The 18,412-nt window shown below is 73.3% G+C and carries 17 protein-coding genes; 5 read left to right on the forward strand and 12 right to left on the reverse strand.

Features of this window, described 5'->3' with window-relative positions; genetic code table 11:
* Positions 1-26: 26 nt before the first annotated feature.
* The 4 genes from AC060K_RS10290 to AC060K_RS10305 all read right to left on the reverse strand — a co-directional run bounded on the left by AC060K_RS10290 (position 27) and on the right by AC060K_RS10305 (position 2,732).
* Entirely contained in the window at positions 27-431 is a 405-nt protein-coding gene (locus tag AC060K_RS10290) for a hypothetical protein (protein WP_483765334.1), read from the reverse strand.
* Complete coding sequence (locus tag AC060K_RS10295) at positions 421-1,065, reverse strand: hypothetical protein (RefSeq protein WP_483765335.1); 645 nt, start codon at positions 1,063-1,065, stop codon at positions 421-423. Before AC060K_RS10295 ends, AC060K_RS10290 begins: the two co-directional genes overlap by 11 nt.
* Positions 1,062-1,601, reverse strand: coding sequence for a matrixin family metalloprotease (locus tag AC060K_RS10300; protein ID WP_483765336.1), 540 nt, complete (start codon positions 1,599-1,601; stop codon positions 1,062-1,064). Before AC060K_RS10300 ends, AC060K_RS10295 begins: the two co-directional genes overlap by 4 nt.
* 108 nt (positions 1,602-1,709) lie before the next feature.
* Entirely contained in the window at positions 1,710-2,732 is a 1,023-nt protein-coding gene (locus tag AC060K_RS10305) for a LacI family DNA-binding transcriptional regulator (RefSeq protein WP_483765337.1), read from the reverse strand.
* Between the two features lie 94 nt (positions 2,733-2,826).
* Between AC060K_RS10305 and AC060K_RS10310 the strand changes: the two genes are divergently transcribed.
* The 5 genes from AC060K_RS10310 (at position 2,827) to AC060K_RS10330 (ending at position 10,899) form a co-directional block, all read left to right on the forward strand.
* Positions 2,827-3,198, forward strand: a complete 372-nt coding sequence (locus AC060K_RS10310) for an L-rhamnose mutarotase (RefSeq protein WP_483765338.1) — start codon at positions 2,827-2,829, stop codon at positions 3,196-3,198.
* A 307-nt stretch (positions 3,199-3,505) separates the two neighbouring features.
* Positions 3,506-4,684: an L-rhamnose isomerase gene (rhaI, locus tag AC060K_RS10315; RefSeq protein WP_483765339.1), complete on the forward strand. Its 1,179-nt coding sequence runs from the start codon at positions 3,506-3,508 to the stop codon at positions 4,682-4,684.
* Positions 4,672-6,783: a bifunctional aldolase/short-chain dehydrogenase gene (locus AC060K_RS10320; protein WP_483765340.1), complete on the forward strand. Its 2,112-nt coding sequence runs from the start codon at positions 4,672-4,674 to the stop codon at positions 6,781-6,783. Before rhaI ends, AC060K_RS10320 begins: the two co-directional genes overlap by 13 nt.
* Positions 6,780-8,483, forward strand: a complete 1,704-nt coding sequence (locus AC060K_RS10325; RefSeq protein WP_483765341.1) for a rhamnulokinase — start codon at positions 6,780-6,782, stop codon at positions 8,481-8,483. The genes AC060K_RS10320 and AC060K_RS10325 overlap by 4 nt, the downstream gene beginning before the upstream one ends.
* 160 nt (positions 8,484-8,643) lie before the next feature.
* A complete protein-coding gene (locus tag AC060K_RS10330) occupies positions 8,644-10,899 on the forward strand; it encodes a SpoIIE family protein phosphatase (protein WP_483765342.1) in 2,256 nt (751 codons plus the stop codon).
* A gap of 36 nt (positions 10,900-10,935) precedes the next feature.
* Here the strand turns inward: AC060K_RS10330 and AC060K_RS10335 are convergent, their stop codons facing one another.
* From AC060K_RS10335 to AC060K_RS10370, 8 genes are all read right to left on the reverse strand, one after another.
* Positions 10,936-11,361, reverse strand: a complete 426-nt coding sequence (locus AC060K_RS10335; protein ID WP_483765343.1) for an ATP-binding protein — start codon at positions 11,359-11,361, stop codon at positions 10,936-10,938.
* Between the two features lie 14 nt (positions 11,362-11,375).
* A complete protein-coding gene (locus AC060K_RS10340; protein WP_483765344.1) occupies positions 11,376-11,693 on the reverse strand; it encodes an STAS domain-containing protein in 318 nt (105 codons plus the stop codon).
* Positions 11,694-11,861: 168 nt separating this feature from the next.
* The gene (locus AC060K_RS10345) at positions 11,862-12,734 is read right to left on the reverse strand and encodes a sugar phosphate isomerase/epimerase family protein (protein ID WP_483765345.1); all 873 of its coding nucleotides are present in this window, start codon (positions 12,732-12,734) and stop codon (positions 11,862-11,864) included.
* On the reverse strand, positions 12,731-13,927 hold the full coding sequence (locus tag AC060K_RS10350) for a dihydrodipicolinate synthase family protein (RefSeq protein ID WP_483765443.1): 1,197 nt from the start codon (positions 13,925-13,927) through the stop codon (positions 12,731-12,733). Before AC060K_RS10350 ends, AC060K_RS10345 begins: the two co-directional genes overlap by 4 nt.
* A 50-nt stretch (positions 13,928-13,977) precedes the next feature.
* Positions 13,978-15,141, reverse strand: a complete 1,164-nt coding sequence (locus tag AC060K_RS10355; protein WP_483765346.1) for a Gfo/Idh/MocA family protein — start codon at positions 15,139-15,141, stop codon at positions 13,978-13,980.
* A 139-nt stretch (positions 15,142-15,280) separates the two neighbouring features.
* Positions 15,281-16,384: a LacI family DNA-binding transcriptional regulator gene (locus tag AC060K_RS10360; protein ID WP_483765347.1), complete on the reverse strand. Its 1,104-nt coding sequence runs from the start codon at positions 16,382-16,384 to the stop codon at positions 15,281-15,283.
* A 43-nt stretch (positions 16,385-16,427) separates the two neighbouring features.
* The gene (locus AC060K_RS10365; protein ID WP_483765348.1) at positions 16,428-17,633 is read right to left on the reverse strand and encodes a glycosyltransferase; all 1,206 of its coding nucleotides are present in this window, start codon (positions 17,631-17,633) and stop codon (positions 16,428-16,430) included.
* Positions 17,634-17,704: 71 nt separating this feature from the next.
* Positions 17,705-18,364, reverse strand: coding sequence for a uridine kinase family protein (locus tag AC060K_RS10370; protein WP_483765349.1), 660 nt, complete (start codon positions 18,362-18,364; stop codon positions 17,705-17,707).
* Positions 18,365-18,412: the final 48 nt, after the last annotated feature.

Consider the following 18,412-nt stretch of genomic DNA (forward strand, 5'->3'; position numbering starts at 1 on the left):
GCAATGTGCGCGGCGGGCAGAAGGTGTCAGTCGCAGCCGTACCCCGGCACGATCCTGGGCCAGGCATCGACCGACTCCCCGGTGCCCACGAACGCGACCGTCTCGTCGGCGGCGAACCAGATCTTCTCGTCGCCCGACGTGAAGCCGCTGTCGACGGCGTCGTCCGGGAGGTCCACGTCCTCCTCGTACTCGGCCTCCCGCCACTCCTCGGGGACGAGCCCGTCGGGGTCGGCGGCGTACTTGCCGGGCGGGAGGTCGATGAACGTGATGCTGGACCAGTCGCAGTGCCGGCTTCCGGACACGGCCTCCACCGTGGCGTCACCGTCGGAGCTCGTCCACCGTGACCGGACGGTACTGTCCGAGCAGCCGACGAGCACGGAGGAGAGCGCGAGGATCACCACGATCCCCCGGGCCTGTTTTCTAGTCGACATACGCGCGAAGGTCCTCCGTCGTCACCAGGCTCTCGTTCGTCGTCAGTTTGGCAGGCTTTCCGCCCGCCGCCATCGGGAACTTGGCCTCGTCAGGATTGAGGAGCGCGTACCGGCCGGGCTCGATCTCCGCAAGGAACATCAGGTAGGTCCCGCGACTGTTGATGCGGGAGCTGTCCGAGACGTACGTGACGCCGTCGTGCGTGCCTCCCAGCTCACGGACCTCGATCACCGAGCCGGCCTCCAGCCCGCCAGACAGGGAGCGGATCACGGTCGCGCTGTGGAGCGTGGTCACGATCGGCTGGGTCGGGGGCTGTTCGACCGACGGGTCCACGCCTGCCAGCGGGTTGACCACCGGGTCCGTCGAGCTGGACTCCTGAGGGAGCACGAGGTCGGTCCGGGAGTCGCCCGAGAACCGCGCGACGACCACCAGGTCGGCAGCTTGCTCGAGGTCCTCGACGGAGTCGAACGCCGGGTAGTCCGCCGAGAACTCGAGGATCGTCGGCTGGGCCGGGCTGAGCGCGCCGCTGAGGGCCAGGGCGAGCGTCGACGCGAGAGCGGCCGTCGTCAGGAGCCCCGTGACCAGGAGGCCGTGCGCCGACCCGGTGACCGCGCGCTGCACGGTGCGGGCGCTCATGAGCTCGTCCAGGACGGGTAGAAGCTGCGCACGTTCGCCGCGTCGCTCAGAGAGGGCTTGGTCATGGTGTTCCGGTTCCGGTTGCGGTTCATGATCGAGTCCGCCCCGTCGCGGTGACCCAGGTAGAGCGCGTGGCCGTACTCGTGGACGAGGACGCTCTGGACGAAGTTGCCGAAGTTGGATGCATCGCCCGAGATCGTGCGCGAGTTCAGCCGGATGTACAGGCACGTCCCGCCGCACGCCTGGTAGTAGCCGTACCAGGTGTCGCTGTACGACGCGGCCGTGATGCTCGACCCGGAGTTGGTGCTCTTGGTGAGGCTCACCGGCGAGTACGTGGCGTTCCAGTTCGAGAGCGACTGGTTCATGGGCGTCTGCCACGTGCTGTTGTAGCTGTACGGGTAGACGGCGATCTTGGGGGTCTCCTGGCCGATTCCGCTGTAGGGCTCGGCGGACGAGGTGAGGACAACCCCGATGGACGCGACGAGGGCGATGTTGACGACAGCGATCGTTCGAAGGATGAACTTCGGATGTTTCACAAGGCTCCTTTGCCCGGTGGGGGTGTCCTGCACCGACCGGGCAAAGTTAGCGTTATGGATAAGTGTCGTAAATAGGGCGGATGGGTGAAGTCGTTCTGGCCCTCGGCGTCAGACCTGCCGCGCCGACGACGCCCGCACCACCAGCTCCGGCTGGAACACGACCTGCTCGGCCGGCACGTCACGCCCGCGCAGGAGGATGTCGGCCGCGGTCTCCCCGAGCTGGTGCGTGGGCTGGCGCACCGACGTCAGGGGGGTGGCCAGCTCGGCCGCGAACGTGACGTCGTCGTACCCCACGAGCGCCACCTCGTCGGGCACCACGATGCCCTCGCGGCGCAGGGTGCGCAGGGCGCCGAGCGCCGTCAGGTCGTTCACGCAGAACACCGCGCTGGGGCGCACGCCGCGGGCGAGGAGCGTGCGGACGCCGGCCTCGCCGCCGTCGGCGTTGAGGGACGGCACCGTGACCTCCACGAGCGCGTCGGCCGGGTCGAGGCCCGCGGCCTCCAGGGCGCGGACGACGCCGGCGTGCCGGTCGGCGCACTGGCGGATGGTGTGCGGGCCGTTGAGGAAGGCGATCCGGGTGTGCCCCTGCTCCAGCAGGTGGCGGGCGGCCAGCTCGCCTCCGTGCACGTCGTCGACAGCGACCGACGAGAGGTCCGCGACCGGCGACGGACGGTCGAGCAGCACCACCCCGACACCGCGCTCGCGCAGCGAGAGCAGGTGCGAGATGTCGTCGGTCGCGGGCACCACCATGACGCCCTGCACGCCGTGCTCCTCGAAGAGGCGCAGGTAGCGGTGCTCGCGCGCCGGGTCGTCGTCGGAGCTCGCCATCATGACCGTGTAGTCGTCCCGCTCGAGGCGGGCCTCGATGCCGCGTGCCACGTCGGTGAAGAACGGGTTGGCGATGTCGAGCACGATGGCGCCGACGGTCGTGATGGTGCCCGCGCGCAGCTGCCGCGCGGAGCCGTTGCGCACGAACGCCAGCTCCTCGATGGCGGCCTCGACCCGCTCGCGGGTGGCGGGGAGCACGCGCTCGGGCCGGTTGAGCACGTTCGACACGGTGCCCACGGAGACGCCGGCGACGCGCGCCACGTCGGCGATCGACGCCCGGCGCCGGGTGGCCGAGATGGTCATGGTGTCCTCCTTCGCCCCGGGGAGCCCCAGGCACAGCTACATTATGAACCGTTTCATCACGGCGGTGCCGTGCCACGACGAGAAGGGGTCGACGATGACCGGAACCTCCCCCCGACGCGGGCGGGTCTGCTTCACCTCGCAGGTGCGTGCGGACCGCCTGGACGAGTATCGCGCGGCCCACGCCGCCGTGTGGCCGGACATGCTGGAAGCCCTGCGCGACACGGGCTGGCGCGACTACCACCTGTACCTCCGGGGCGACGGCCTGCTCGTCGGCGTCCTGGAGACCGACGACTACGACGCCGCCCAGGCCGGCATGGCCGCCACCGAGGTCAACGCCCGCTGGCAGGCCGCGATGAGCGGGTTCTTCGTGGACGAGGGCAACCCGGACGAGGGCTTCGTCATCCTCGACGAGGTGTTCCACCTGGAGGACCAGCTCGAGGCGGCGGGCCTGCCGACGCGGCGGTGAGCCCGTCGCCGCCCCCCTGTCGGTGAACTCGTCGCCGAGATGGGCCCCGGACGCGCGCCGCGCGCACATCACTTCGGCACTTTGTCGTCGGTTCGGCACTTCGAACTGCCGAACCGACGACGAACTGCCGAAGCAATGTGCGCGGCCCGCCGCGCCCCGCCGCGCCCGAACACGCTGCGGCACTCGAATAAGTTCCCTCGCTTGACCCAACCCGGACGCGCGCCATACAGTCCTCTTGAATCGTTTCACGGGCACGCTCACCGGTGCGCGTGCAAGCGCGCGACGACGCGCGGAGAGGAAGGACGCCATGACGGCATCCACACAGAGGATCGAGGCGGCCAAGGCCGCCCTGCGGCTGCAGACGATCGAGCTGCCGTCCTGGGCGTTCGGCAACTCGGGCACTCGCTTCAAGGTGTTCGCCCAGCAGGGCGTCCCCCGCGACCCGTACGAGAAGATCGCCGACGCCGCCCAGGTGCACCAGTACACGGGCGTCGCGCCGCGGGTGAGCCTCCACATCCCGTGGGACCTCGTCGACGACTTCACGGACCTGGCCAGGCACGCCGCCGGCCTGGGCGTGAGCATCGGCATGATCAACTCGAACGTCTTCCAGGACGACGACTTCATGCTCGGCTCCCTCACCCACCCGGACGCCCGGGTGCGGCGCAAGGCGATCGACCACCACAAGCAGTGCATCGACGTCATGCGCGCCACGGGGTCCAAGGACCTCAAGGTCTGGCTCGCGGACGGCCTGAACTACCCCGGCCAGGACTCGATCCGCGGGCGTCAGGACCGGCTGGCGGAGAGCCTGCAGGAGGTCTACGCAGCGCTCGACGAGGACCAGCACCTGGTGCTCGAGTACAAGTTCTTCGAGCCGGCGTTCTACATCACCGACGTGCCCGACTGGGGCACCTCGCTGCTGCACTGCCTCGCGCTCGGCGACCGCGCCTCGGTGGTCCTCGACACGGGCCACCACGCCCCGGGCACCAACATCGAGTTCATCGTGGCCCAGCTGCTGCGCCAGGGCCGCCTCGGCGCCTTCGACTTCAACAGCCGGTTCTACGCCGACGACGACCTCATGGTCGGCGCCGCGGACCCGTTCCAGCTCTTCCGGGTCATGCACGAGATCGTCCAGGCCGGAGCCCTGGCGCCGGACTCCGGCGTGAACTTCATGCTCGACCAGTGCCACAACATCGAGCCCAAGATCCCCGGCCAGATCCGGTCGGTCATGAACGTGCAGGAGGCCACGGCCAAGGCGCTCCTGGTCGACGCCGAGGCGCTCCTCGCGGCCCAGCAGGCCGGCGACGTGCTCGGCGCGCACGGCGTCCTCATGGACGCCTACAACACCGACGTGCGGCCCTTCCTGGCGGAGCTCCGCACGGAGATGGGCCTCGAGCAGGACCCCATGGCCGCGTTCGCGGCCTCGGGCTACGCGGAGAAGGTCGCCGCCGAGCGGGTCGGCGGCGCGCAGGCGGGATGGGGAGCATGAGCATGGTGACTACGGGGCAGCGCGCCGACGGAAACGACACAGGCGAGCAGGCTGCGGCCGCGCAGGTGGTCGCCGCCCTGGTGGGCCGGTCGAACCGCCTCGGGTCCGACCCCCGGGTGACGAACTACGCCGGCGGCAACACCTCCGCCAAGGGGGTGGACACCGACCCGGTGACCGGCTCCGACGTGGAGCTGCTCTGGGTCAAGGGCTCGGGCGGGGACCTCGGCACCCTGACGGAGAAGAACCTCGCGGTGCTGCGCCTCGACCGGCTGCGCTCCCTCGCGGACGTGTACCCGGGCGAGGAGCGCGAGGACGAGATGGTCGCCGCGTTCGACTACTGCCTGCACGGGCGGGGTGGCGCGGCGCCGTCGATCGACACGGCCATGCACGGGCTCGTGGACGCACCGCACGTCGATCACCTTCACCCCGACGCGGGCATCGCCCTGGCGACCGCCGCCGACGGTGAGGCGCTGACGCGCGAGATCTTCGGTGGCGACGTGGTCTGGGTGCCGTGGCGCCGGCCCGGGTTCCAGCTCGGCCTCGACATCGCCGCGGTGAAGGCCGCCAACCCGCAGGCCGTGGGCTGCATCCTGGGCGGGCACGGCATCACCGCGTGGGGCGACACCTCCGAGGAGGTCGAGGCCCGCTCGCTGGACATCATCCGCCGGGCCGAGGAGTTCATCGCCGCGCGCACGGCCGAGCGCGCCGAGCACCCGTTCGGCGCCGTCCGCCCCGGCTACGCGGCGCTGACGCCCGAGGAGCGGCAGGCGAAGGCCGCCGCGCTGGCGCCGGTGGTCCGTGGTCTCGCCTCCGCGGACGTGCCGCAGGTGGGCCACTTCACCGACTCGGACGTGGTCCTCGACTTCCTGTCCCGCGAGAAGCTGGGCCCCTTGGCGGAGCTCGGCACCTCCTGCCCCGACCACTTCCTGCGCACCAAGGTGAAGCCGCTGGTCGTGGACGTGCCGGCGAGCAGCTCGGTGGAGGACACCGTGGCTGCGCTGCGCGCCGCGCACGAGGCCTACCGCGCCGACTACGCCGCCTACTACGAGCGCAACGCCGCCCTCGGCGACCCCGCGATGCGCGGCGCCGACCCGGCGATCGTGCTGGTGCCGGGCGTGGGCATGTTCTCGTTCGGGCGCAACAAGCAGACGGCGCGCGTGGCCGGCGAGTTCTACGTCAACGCGATCAACGTGATGCGTGGCGCCGAGGCGATCTCCACGTACGCCCCCATCGCGGAGTCCGAGAAGTACCGCATCGAGTACTGGGCGCTGGAGGAGGCCAAGCTCCAGCGCATGCCGAAGCCGAAGGCCCTCGCCACCCGGGTCGCGCTCGTCACGGGCGCGGCGTCGGGCATCGGCAAGGCGATCGCCGAGCGGCTCGCCGCCGAGGGCGCGTGCGTCGTCATCGCGGACCTCGACCTCGACGCCGCCCAGGCGGTCGCCGACTCGCTCGGCGGACCCGACGTCGCCGTCGCCGTCCGCGCGGACGTGACCTCCGCGGACGAGGTGAGCGCCGCCGTCGGGCAGGCGAACCTCGCGTTCGGCGGGGTGGACCTCGTGGTCAACAACGCCGGCCTGTCCATCTCCAAGCCGCTGCTGGAGACCACGGAGCGCGACTGGGACCTCCAGCACGACGTCATGGCCAAGGGCTCGTTCCTCGTCGCCCGCGAGGCGGCGCGGGTCATGATCGACCAGGGCCTGGGCGGCGACATCGTCTACATCGCGTCCAAGAACTCGCTGTTCGCCGGGCCCAACAACGTGGCCTACTCGGCCGCGAAGGCAGACCAGGCGCACCAGGTGCGGCTCCTCGCCGCCGAGCTCGGCGAGCACGGCATCCGCGTGAACGGCATCAACCCGGACGGGGTGGTGCGCGGGTCGGGCATCTTCGCGGGCGGCTGGGGGGCCAAGCGCGCCGCGGTCTACGGCGTGCCCGAGTCGGAGCTGGGCGCCTACTACGCCCAGCGCACGCTGCTCAAGCGCGAGGTGCTCCCGGAGCACGTCGCCTCGGCCGTCTTCGCGCTCGTCGGGCCGGACCTGGCCCTGACGACGGGGCTGCACGTTCCCGTCGACTCGGGCGTGGCCGCGGCGTTCCTGCGGTGAGCACGGAGGGCGGGGCCGGGGGGCCCGGCGGCGTCGCGCCCGGCCGCGGGATGCCCGACGGCGCCCCGGCTCGGCCGGGCGGCAGCGCCGGGCCGGGCGGCAGCGCCGGGCCGGGCGGCAGCGCCGGGCCGGGCGGCAGCGCCGGGCCGGGCGGCAGCGCCGGGCCGGGCGCCCGGCCCGCCTTCGTGGCGATCGACCTGGGCGCGACGAGCGGCCGGGTCGTCCTCGCGGCGCTCCACCCGGCGGCCGACGGCGGCGCCCCCGGCTCCACGGGACCGGACGGCGTCGCCCGCGTCGAGATCGTCGAGTGCGGGCGGTTCCCGAACGGCCCGGTCCTCCTCCCCTCCGGGGAGGGGGAGGTGCACGGCGGGCTGCACTGGGACGTCGTGGGCCTGTGGCGGGGGATCGTCGAGGGTCTGCGGGTGGCGGGCCGTGAGGCGCAGCGCCTCGGCCTGGAGATCCAGGGGATCGGCGTGGACTCGTGGGCCGTGGACTACGGCCTGCTGGACGACGACGGCCGGCTCGCCGGCACACCCTGGAGCTACCGCGACGACCGGACCACGGGCGTGCCTGAGGACGTCTACGCGCACGTCCCGGCCGCCGACCACTACGCGGTGAACGGCCTCCAGCACCTGCCCTTCACCACGGAGTTCCAGCTCGTCGCGGGCCGGGGTGAGGCCGCCTGGGCGAACGGGCGGCACCTGCTGCTCGTCCCCGACCTGGTGTCGTACTGGCTCACCGGGCGGCGGGTGGCCGAGGTGACGAACGCGTCCACGACCGGCCTGCTCGACGCCCGGACCCGCACCTGGTCCGACGACCTGCTCGCGCGGCTCGGTTCGGCGTACCCGGAGCTCGCGGGTCTGCGCCAGCGGCTGGCGGACCTGGTGGAGCCGGGCGCCGTCGTCGGCCCGCTGTGCGAGCCCGTGCGCGAGGCGACCGGGCTGGGCGAGGTGCCCGTGATCGCCGTCGCCTCGCACGACACGGCCTCGGCTGTGGCGGCGACGCCCCTCAGCTCGGCGACGTGCGCGTACATCTCGTCCGGCACCTGGTCCCTCGTGGGCCTGGAGCTCGAGAAGCCGGTGCTCACGGAGGCGTCCCGTGCGGCCAACTTCACCAACGAGCTCGGGCTCGACGGGACGGTCCGCTACCTGCGCAACGTCATGGGACTGTGGGTGCTCGACGAGTGCGTGCGGGCGTGGTCGGCCGACGGCGACCCGGTCGACCTCGGCGAGCTTCTCGACGCGGCGGCCGCGGAGCCTCGCTCCGGCGTGCTCGTCGACGTGGACGGTGACGCCTTCCTCGCCCCCGGCGACATGCCGCGCCGGGTCCGGGCGGCCGTGGCGGCGGCGGGCGGCGAGCCGCCCACGACCCGGCCCGCGCTCGCCCGGGTGGTGCTGGACAGCCTCGCCGCCGCGTACGCCCGGGTGGTGCAGCGGGCGGGCGTCCTCGCGGGGGTGGAGGTCACCGCCGTGCACGTCGTGGGTGGCGGCGCGCGGAACGAGCTGCTGTGCCGGCTCACCGCGGAGGCGACGGGGCTGCCCGTCCTGGCCGGGCCGGTCGAGGCCACGGCGCTGGGCAACGTGCTGGTCCAGGCGCGGGCGGCGGGCGCGCTGGGCGACCCGCGTGACGTGACGCTGGCGCACCTTCGGCAGGTCGTCGCTGAGAGCGCCGACGTCCGGACGTATCTGCCGGAGCGGTAGGCCGGCCGTGGGGCGGGCGCTGACCGGGTCCCGGTCGGCGCCCGCCCTTGCCGTTGCCGTTGCCAAGTAAATGTGCTTCATCACTCGTCGCTCCGGGATACTGGGCCTGCAGGCTCACGTATCCTGTGGGCTTTGACCGACCCCGGAGAGAGGGGCACCTGTGACGGAGTCCGCAGCGGCGTCAGCCGCGTCGACGGTGCGGACGAGCGACCCCGCAGGCGACCGGAGCATGATCCTCCGCACGCCCCCCATGATCCAGCGGCGCGGTGCGCTGCTCGCTGTGCGGCCCGACGACGGCGTGGTGGTGCACGCCTCGACGAGCGTGGAGGAGCACCTGGGGCTGCCCGTCGACGACGTCCTCGGGGCGCCCCTCGCCGTGGCCCTCGGCGAGGAGGCCGCCGGCTGGCTGCTCGACCGGGTCGCGACCACCGACGACCTCGAGGCGGTCAACCCGCTCGCCGTCTCGCTGCCCCCGTCACGTGCCGGCAGCCGCTGCTTCGACGCGGTGCTGCACCGGTCGTCGTCCGACGACGGGCTGGTCGTCGTGGAGCTGGAGCCCGCCGCGGGCCGGCACGAGGGAACCGCCTCGTCCACGTACGGGGTGGTCCGCAAGGCGCTGGCCGATCTCGGCAGGGCGACCTCCCTCGACGAGCTGTTCGACGTGGCGGTCCGGGCGGTCCGGGAGCTGACCGGCTTCGACCGGGTCGCCGTCTACCGGCTCGACCCGAGCGGCAACGCCGAGGTGGTGGCCGACGCGTACCGGCCGGGCATCGGCTCCGCGGTCGGTGTGCACTTCCCGTCCTCCGACCTGCCGCCCACGGCCGGCCGGATGTACCGCCGGCGCGGCGTCCACTACGTGGCCGACCTCGCGGCCCCGCCCTCCGAGGTGCGCTCGGCGGTGGTGCCGGCGGCAGCCGTGCCGCTCGACCTGGCCTCGGCGGCGCTGGGCGTCCCCGACGCCCACCAGGAGGAGATCTACCGCTCCCGCGGCCTGCGGCCGGTCCTGAGCGTCGGGCTGTTCCACGGCGGGCGGCTCTGGGGCCTCGTCAAGTGCCACGGGTACGACGCCCCGGTCGACGTGCCGTACGACACCCGGACCGCCGTGGAGCTCCTCTGCGCCACGCTCTCCGCCCTGAGCTCCGCCCAGCTCGGCCGCGACCGCGACGTGGAGTCCGGACGGCAGGAGCGGGTGCTCGCGCACCTCGCCGCCGACTCGCGCGACGAGAGCGTGCCCCTCGGCGTGGCCATCACCCGCTCCGGCTGGACGCAGCGTCTCGTCAGCGCGGACGGCGCCATCGTGCGGGCCGAGGGCCGCGTCACGACCGTCGGCTCGGTCCCCGAGGGCGAGGCGCAGGAGGCGCTGCTCGACTGGGTCTGCGAGACGGGCGACGAGGTCTTCACGACCGACTGCCTGGCGGAGACCGCGCCCGAGCTCGCGGCCGCGGTGCCCGACGTCGCGGGCGTCATGGCCATCGCGCTGCCCGAGGGCCAGGTGGTCGTCTGGCTGCGCAACGAGGTCCAGCGTCGCGTCGACTGGGGCGGCGACCCGACCGAGAGCCGCCCGGTCCGGGCGGACGACCCGATCCGCACCATGCTCCGCGCCTCGAACGAGCGCTGGCGCGAGGTGGTCGACGGGCACAGCCTGCCGTGGACCGAGGACCAGATCGAGAGTGCCGCCGCGCTGCGCGGCCACCTCGTCGAGGCCCTCTACCTGCGCGGCCGCAAGGACGTGCGGGCCACCGAGGAGCTGCAGCGCAGCCTCCTCCCCGAGGCGCTCCCCGGCGTGGACGGCTGGACCGTCCAGGCGCGGTACGACGCCGCGGGCTCCGGCCTCGTGGGCGGCGACTGGTACGACGCCCTCCATCTGCCCTCGGGCGCGCTCGCCCTCGTGGTGGGCGACGTGACCGGGCACGGGCTCCAGGCTGCCGCGACCATGGGGCAGCTCCGCACCTCGCTGCGGGCCTCGCTCGTCATCACCGGTTCGGCGCGCGAGGCGGTGCGCCGCCTGGTCGAGGTGGCGCGCTGGACCCTGCCGGGCGAGGTCGCCACCCTGACGGTCGCTGTCCTCGACCCGGCGACCGGGATGGTGGAGAACGTGGTGCTGGGCCACCCGCCGCTGCTGGTCGTGCACGCGGACGGGACGCCCGAGTGGGCGGCCAAGGCCGACGCCCCGCCGCTCGGCATCGCCCGGGAGGTACCGCTCGCCCGCACTCTCGAGGTGCCCGTGGGCGGCGCGCTGGTGCTCTACAGCGACGGTCTGGTGGAGCGCCGGGACGAGACGATCAGGGCCGGCCTGGCGCGGCTCGAGGAGTCGTTCGCCGGCGGGCCGTCGTCGGACGTCGACGAGGTGGTGCGCCGCACCCGCGACGAGCGGTCGGCCGACGACGCGACGCTCCTGGTGGTCCGCCGGGACTGACGGCCGCCGGAACCGGCGGCCAGGGGTACACCGTGCTCAGGCGAAGCGCGCCCAGACGTGCTTCTCGCCGTCGCCCGCCCGGAACCACCCGATGTCGCGGGCGGCACGGCGGGCGAGCAGCAGGCCGAAGCCGCCGGCACCCGGGCGGCGGCCCGCTGCCAGCACGGGAGGCGTCTCGGGCCGGTGGTCGACGACGTCCACCGTGGCGGCCCGGCCGTCGGACAGGAGCCGGACCTGCACCGGCGGGCGACCGTGGCGGAGGGCGTTGGTGGCGAGCTCGCTGGCCACCAGGACGATGCGGTCGACGTCGATGCCCGGTGCTGCGCCGGGCACCTCGCCCGGGACGTGCGACAGCATGGCCTGGAGCCCGTTGCGCATGTCTGCGAGGTCGTCGAGGGAGGCGAGGGTCCACGAGTGGACCTCGGCCATCGTGGGCGGCGGCGGGGCCTCGGTGAGTGTCATGGTGCCGTCCCCCGTCACTTGGCCGGTTCTGCCAGCTCGATCGTGAACAGTCCCGCCACTCCGGAGAGCTCGAGAAGGTCCAGGATGCGGTCCGGGACCCCGCGCAGCAGCGGGGGCTCGGAGCTGTGCTCGGCGGCGTGGTAGAGGAGGCGCAGCCCGCCCGAGTCCATGAAGGTCACCGCTGAGAGATCGATGACGAGCCGCTGCTCGGCCCTGGTCGCGGCGTCGACGAGCAGCTCCTCGTACCTCGCCTGGACGGCGGCGTCGATCTCGCCCGCCATCACCCAGAGGCAGTCCTCGTCCTCGACTCGGACGTCGCCATGCTGGCCCACCGTGTGCTCCTCCCCAGGTCCTGCGGTCGGGACAGGGGCCGTACGATCCGGCCCCGGGTCACAGCCCCCGACTTTACCCCCCGAGCCGCCGCGCCGCCGCTGGACCACCCGGAAATGTGCCGAGGCAGTCACCCCGTCCGACGGGGTGACTGCCTCGGCACCGGGCGCCTAGAGGTGCGGCGCCACGTGCTCCTCGTACCGGGCGAGCACCGTCGCCGCGGTGTCGGCCGCCGGAGCGGCCCAGATCTCCTCGTTGAAGATCTCCGTCTCGATGTCGCCCATGTACCCGGCCTCGGTCACCCAGCGGGTGATCGTGGCGAAGTCGACGTACCCGTCGCCCACGTGGCCCCGGGAGAGCAGCGGGTCCGCCGCGAGGGGCAGGATCCAGTCGCACACCTGGTACGACGCGATCCGGCCCTCGGCCCCGGCCCGCTCGATGGACGAGCGCAGCGCCGGGTCCCACCACACGTGGTACGTGTCGACGACGACGCCCACCGCCGACGCCGGGAACGGCGCCGCCAGGTCGAGCGCCTGCCCGAGGGTCGAGATGACCGCCCGGTCGGCGGCGAAGATGGGGTGCAGCGCCTCGAGGACGATGCGCACCCCGTGCTCCTGGGCGAACGGCACCAGGTCGGCGATGCGGTCGCCCACACGCGCGCGCGTGGCGACCAGGTCGCGGTCCGCGGCCGTGGCGTCCGGCCGCGGGCCGGCGCCGGGGGCCGACATGGCGGGCAGCCCGCCCACGACGAAGACGAGCTCGCTCGCCCCGATGGCGGCGGTCTCCTCGATGGCCCGGCGGTTGTCCTCCAGTGCGGCGGCGACCCCGGCGGGGTCGGCCGCGGTGAGGAACCCGCCGCGGCACAGCGACGACGCCCGCAGGCCCGCCTCGGCGATGATCCGCCCGGCCTTGGCCGCACCGACCTCCTGCACACGGTCGCGCCACGGGCCGACGGCGGCGAAGCCCGCGGTGGCGGCCGCCTCGACGGCCTCCTCCAGCGTGGCGTGCTTGACGGTGGCCGTGTTGAGCGATGCGCGGGTCACGCCGTCACCTCCGCGTCGAAGCCGTTCACCGCGAGGAACGACGCGAGGCGTCGCGCCGCGAGCTCGGGGTCGAGCAGCATCCCGCAGCCGTCCGCGAGCCGGAACAGCTCGACCAGGTGCGGCACCGACCGTCCGGCCTGCAGGCCGCCCACCATGGAGAAGGCGGGCTGGAAGCCGTTGAGCCAGGACAGGAACGCGACGCCGGTCTTGTAGTAGTACGTGGGCGCGGCGAAGATGTGCCGCCCCAGCGCCTCGGTCGACGCCAGGATCGCGTGGCCCCGTGCGGCGTCGCCGGCGTCGAACGCCTGCAGCGCCGTGGAGGCCGCGGGGTAGATCGCCGCGAAGATGCCGAGCAGGGCGTCGGAGTGCCCCTGCTCGTCACCGGCGATGAGCTCCGGGTAGTTGAAGTCGTCGCCGGTGTACAGCCGCACGGGCGAGCCCGGCAGCGCCGCGAGCGACCGGCGCAGGCCGATCTCGTGCGAGGCGTCCAGAAGGGACACCTTGACGCCGTCGACCCGGTCCTGATGGGCCTTGATCAGGTCGAGGAACACGCCGGTGGCCGTGTCCACGGACGCCGAGCCCCAGTAGCCCTCGAGCGCCGGGTCGAACATGGTGCCCAGCCAGTGCAGGATCACGGGCTGGCCGGCCTCGGCGAGCACCGCGTCGTAGACGCGGGCGTAGTCCTCGGGGCCGCGGGCCACATTGGCGAGCGCGCGCGACGCCATGACGATGACCTGCGCGCCTGCGTCCTGCACCACGCGCACCTGCTCGCGGTAGGCGTCGGTCACGGCCTGGAGGCCGGCCTCGCCCGGCTCCAGGGCCGACGGGTCGAACTGGTCCGTGCCCGCGCCGCACGCGATGCGGGCGCCCACGGACCGGGCCTCCGCCGCCGACCGGCGGACGAGCTCCTGCGTGGCCGCCCAGTCGAGGCCCATGCCGCGCTGCGCGGTGTCCATCGCGTCGGCGACGCCCAGCCCGTACGACCAGATGCGGTGCCGGTACGCGAGCGTCGCGTCCCAGTCCACGTCGGCGGGAGCGCCGGGCACGTTCTCGGCACCGGCCCGCGGCACCACGTGCGCGGCCGCGAAGGCGACGCGGGAGACCAGCGGGCGCTCCGGCGTCGTCCACGGGCCCGGGGCCCGCAGAGCCAGGGTGCCCGACGGCGACCGGTCGCCCAGGGCGGGGAGCGTCACCGACACGCCGCTCGCCTCGAGCACCGGGGCGCTGCCGGTGGTCGCCGCGCTCACAGGGAGATCTCCGGGACGTCGAGGCGGCGGCCCTCGGCCGACGACTGGAGGCCCAGCTCGGCGAGCTGCACGCCGCGGGCGGCGGAGAGGAGGTCGAAGCGGTGGGGGCGGCCGGCGACGACGTCGCGCAGGAACTCCTCCCACTGCAGCTTGAAGCCGTTGTCGAGGTCGGCGTTGGCCGGGACCTCGAGCCACTGGTCCCGGAACGGCTCGGTGACGGGGAGGTCCGGGTTCCACACGGGCTTGGGGGTGTGGGCGCGCTGCTGGGCCACGCACTTGCGCAGGCCGGCCACCGCGGAGCCGTGGGTGCCGTCGATCTGGAACTCGACGAGCTCGTCGCGGTAGACGCGCACGGCCCACGAGGAGTTGATCTGCGCCACGACCGGGTCGCCGTCCGGCGTCTCGACGTCGAAGATGCCGTACGCGGCGTCGTCGGCGGTGGCGTCGTACTGCTTGCCCGACTCGTCCCAGCGGGTGGGGATGTGCGTGATGGTGCGGGCCGTGACGGTGCGGACCGGGCCCAGGATGCCCTCGAGGACGTAGTTCCAGTGGCAGAACATGTCGGTGGTCATGCCACCGCCGTCCTCCTTGCGGTAGTTCCACGAGGGGCGCTGGGCGGCCTGGGTCTCGCCCTCGAAGACCCAGTAGCCGAACTCGCCGCGCAGCGACAGGATGCGGCCGAAGAAGCCCTCGTCCACGAGGCGGCGAAGCTTCACGAGGCCGGGGAGGTAGAGCTTGTCGTGCACCACGCCGGCGGTCACGCCGGTCTCCTCGCGCAGGCGGGCGAGCGCGATGGCCTCGTCGAGCGTCTCCGCGGTGGGCTTCTCCGTGTAGATGTGCTTGCCGGCCTTCATGGCCTTCGACAGCGTGGCGGCGCGGAGCGACGTCATGGAGGCGTCGAAGACGATGTCGATGCTGTCGTCGGCGATGGCGGCGTCGAGGTCGGTGGTCCAGTGCTCGACGTCGTGCTTCGCCGCGAGCTCCCGGATCTTCTCCTCGTTGCGGCCCACCAGGACGGGCTCGACCTGGACCCTGGTGCCGTCGGCCAGGGTGACGCCGCCCTGCTCGCGGATGGGCAGGATCGAGCGGACCAGGTGCTGGCGGTAGCCCATGCGGCCGGTGACGCCGTTCATGGCGATGCGCAGGGTGCGTGTGGTCATCGGAGGACTCCTCGTCGTCGCGGCGCGGAATGCGCTTTCCGAAAGCGTAGGCGAGGGTGGGTGTGCGGGTCAACGCCCGGTATTGCGGGGCAGGTCAGCAGGCGGCGGCGGGCCGAGGGAGTGGCTTTGTCCGAGGAGGTCACTGTCTCGGCGTGAGGGGCGGGGTGCTCTCCCGCACCACCACCTCGCCGCGGACCGGCACGCGGTTCGCGTCCTCGTCCGGGCCCAGAGCGAGCCGGGTCGCGAGCTCGCCGATCTGCTCGAGGGGTACGCGCACCGTCGTCAGGGCGGGCGTGACGTCGCGCAGGGTGTGGATGTCGTCGAAGCCGGCGACGGCGACGTCGTCGGGCACGCGCAGGCCTGCGTCCCGGACCGCGGCCATGGCGCCCACGGCCATGACGTCGGCGACCGCGAACACCAGCTCCGGCCGGCGGCCGGGCCGCTCGAGGAGCGACCGCATCGCCGTGTACCCGCCGTCCCGGCCGAACGCGGACGACACCAGGTTCTCGGCGGGCACGTCGCAGCCGAGCTCGGCGAGGGCGTCGACGAAGCCGCCGGCCCGGTCCACGGCCGTGTGGTGCGTGGGCGGTCCGGCCAGCACGGCGAACCGCCGGTAGCCGAGCCCGTGCAGGGTCCGGGCGAGCTCGGCGGCTCCCTCCGCGTTGGCGATCTCAACCACGGGCAGGCCTGCCACCGGCTGACCCACCACCGCTACGCCGCCGCCGGACCGGCGGAACCGCTCCAGGGCGACCGCCAGAGCCTCGGCGGTCGCGGCCGGGCCTGCGGGGCCGGAGCCGGCGTCGCTGGCGTCGCCGGCGGGGGCGGCCGCGCCGTCGTCGGGTAGGAAGCGGCCCCCGGCGAGGATCACCGCCCGGGCGCGCTGGCGGTGCACCAGCTCGACGAACGCGAGCTCGCGCTCCGGTCGCAGGCCGGTCGAGGCGAGCGTGACGATGAGGCCTTCGCGCTCGGCGGCTGCGGCGACGCCGGCGGCGATGGTGGAGAAGTAGGGGTCGGCGATGTCGTGGACCACGAGGCCGAGGGATGCCGTACGGCCCCGGGCCATGGCCTGTGCGCTGGGGTCAGGGGAGTAGTCGAGGCGGCGCGCCGCCTCGAGGACACGGTCGCGCAGGTCGGAGCGCACGGTACGGGTGGCGCTGCCGTTGATCGCGCGCGAGGCGGTGGCGAGTGACACGCCCGCCTCGCGCGCGACCTGGCTGAGAGTGACGGGGCCGTCGGTGGACATGGGCATATCCTGCCCGCCCGCGGCCCTCTCGTGTGGGACGGCGTCAGACCCGGGCCATCCGGATGCCGGTGTCCCGGTACGCACGCTCGATGACGCTCGCGTACCCGGCCAGCATCCGGACGTGGCTGAACCGCGGCCGGGCGGCCGTCCGGGCCGACTCCAGCTCGACCCGCCGGGCCGATGCCTCGATCCACGTCGCGGCGATCTCGTGCGGGTCGTAGCTCGTGACGAAGCCGATGCGGTCGACGATCGACGCTGAGTCGCCCACGGGAGTGGTGACGGGCACCGCGCCGCACATGGCGCCCTCGATGAGGCAGAGGGGCGCCGCCTCGCCGAACGCCGAGGTCAGAGCGACGACGTCGGACACGGCGTACACGAGCTCCATGTCGTGCCGCACGCCGAGCGGGTGCAGCCGGTCGAGCAGGTCCGGCCGGTCGCCGAAGACCTGGCCCAGCGCGGCCACGAGGTCGGGGTTGGACGTGCTCATGCCCGCGCCGCACATCAGCGCCCGGCCGGCGGGCTCGAGCTCCAGGAACACCCGCGCCGACCGGAGGAACAGCTCGGGGTTCTTCATGGCGTCGAACCGCGCGGCGTACGTGACGACGGTGGCGTCGGACGGCAGGTCCATGGCCCCGCGCAGCGCGAGACGCCGGGCGCCCGACGCCGGGCGGAACCGCGCCAGGTTGATCCCGTTGGGGACGACGCGCAGCAGGTGCGAGGGCACGCCCGCCGCGCGGTACGCGTCGCGGGTGGACTCCGCGCAGGCGACGACGGCGGTGAGCCTGCCGGCGTCGGCCGCGGTGAGCAGGTCGCCCAGGGCCTGCCCCTGGTGCTCGGGGTCGGACCGGTGCAGGCACGCGACCACCGGGCGCTCGGGGAAGCCCGGCTGGTTCACGAGCCGGAGCGGCTGCTCCTTCAGCGACAGGATCACGTGGGCGCTCAGCGCGTTCCGTGAGGCCGCCGCGAGCTCCGCGTCCGTGAACTCGCGCGGGTCCAGGCCCGCCTCCGTGCTGCGCCCCAGCGAGGTGACGCGCACGCCGGCGGCCCGCAGGGCGCGGTAGCGGGGGTCGTCCACCATGCGCTGGAGGGTGGCCTCGCGCCGCATCTCGGTGTGGATGCTCAGCACCGAGTGCTGCTGCCGGCCGGCCTGGTGCAGCCCTGCGACCACCGTGGTGTGCAGCGCCCGGGCGCCACCACTGAAAAAGCCCTCGTACAGGGAGAGCACACGCAATCCGTTGCGCTGGATCACAGCAACCACCTCCAGTTCCACAGGGTTCTTCCTGCTCATGTGGAGTACATGGCATTACGGTTACGTGCAGATTACGTCCTGGGGGAGATTTTGCCCATGAGTTCCGCAATATCTCTCAGCGCCTGGGCGGGAGAGGTTGTGCGGCACCCCAAGGAGACCCAGTGCTCAATGAGACTCGGTTCCGCCTTGAGCAACCCCAAGCCGCGCCGGAGAAGAGTACCCAGAGGTTTGCGTGCTTCGGCAACATCCCGGAGGAACCGGAACCAGAAGGTGACCAGGCGCGGCTGCTGCAGGCAGATCGCGTCGCCCAGGATCCCCTCCTCCCGGCAGGCGGACACCAGCTCGGCCGCGAAGATGCCCTCCGCGATCACGACCGGGCAGCCCTGGGTCTCGACGACCGTGGTGCCCGTACGGCGTGACGTCGGGATGTCGTAGACGGGCACCTCCGTGCGCCCCGTCGTCACGATCGAGCGCAACGCCTCCATGGCCGCCGCCGAGTCCCACGTGGCCGGGCTGTCCCAGTCGGCGCTCCCGTACCGCTGCGGCAGTCCCGGATGGTCGATGTCGAAGTAGAAGTCGTCGAGCTGTACCACCGGCGCACCGAGACGCCGTCCCAGCGACGTCTTCCCCGAGCCCGAAGGGCCCGTCAGCAGGACGATCCGCGCCAGCGGGCGGCGGGCGCCCGGCGGTACGTCGAAGAGAGGCTCGGGCTCGGGCGCGGCGACGGTCACGGGGATCCATTGTCGGGCCGGACGGCGGACAGGGCGAACCCGAGGAGG

Source organism: Antribacter sp. NEAU-D49 (assembly GCF_057158775.1).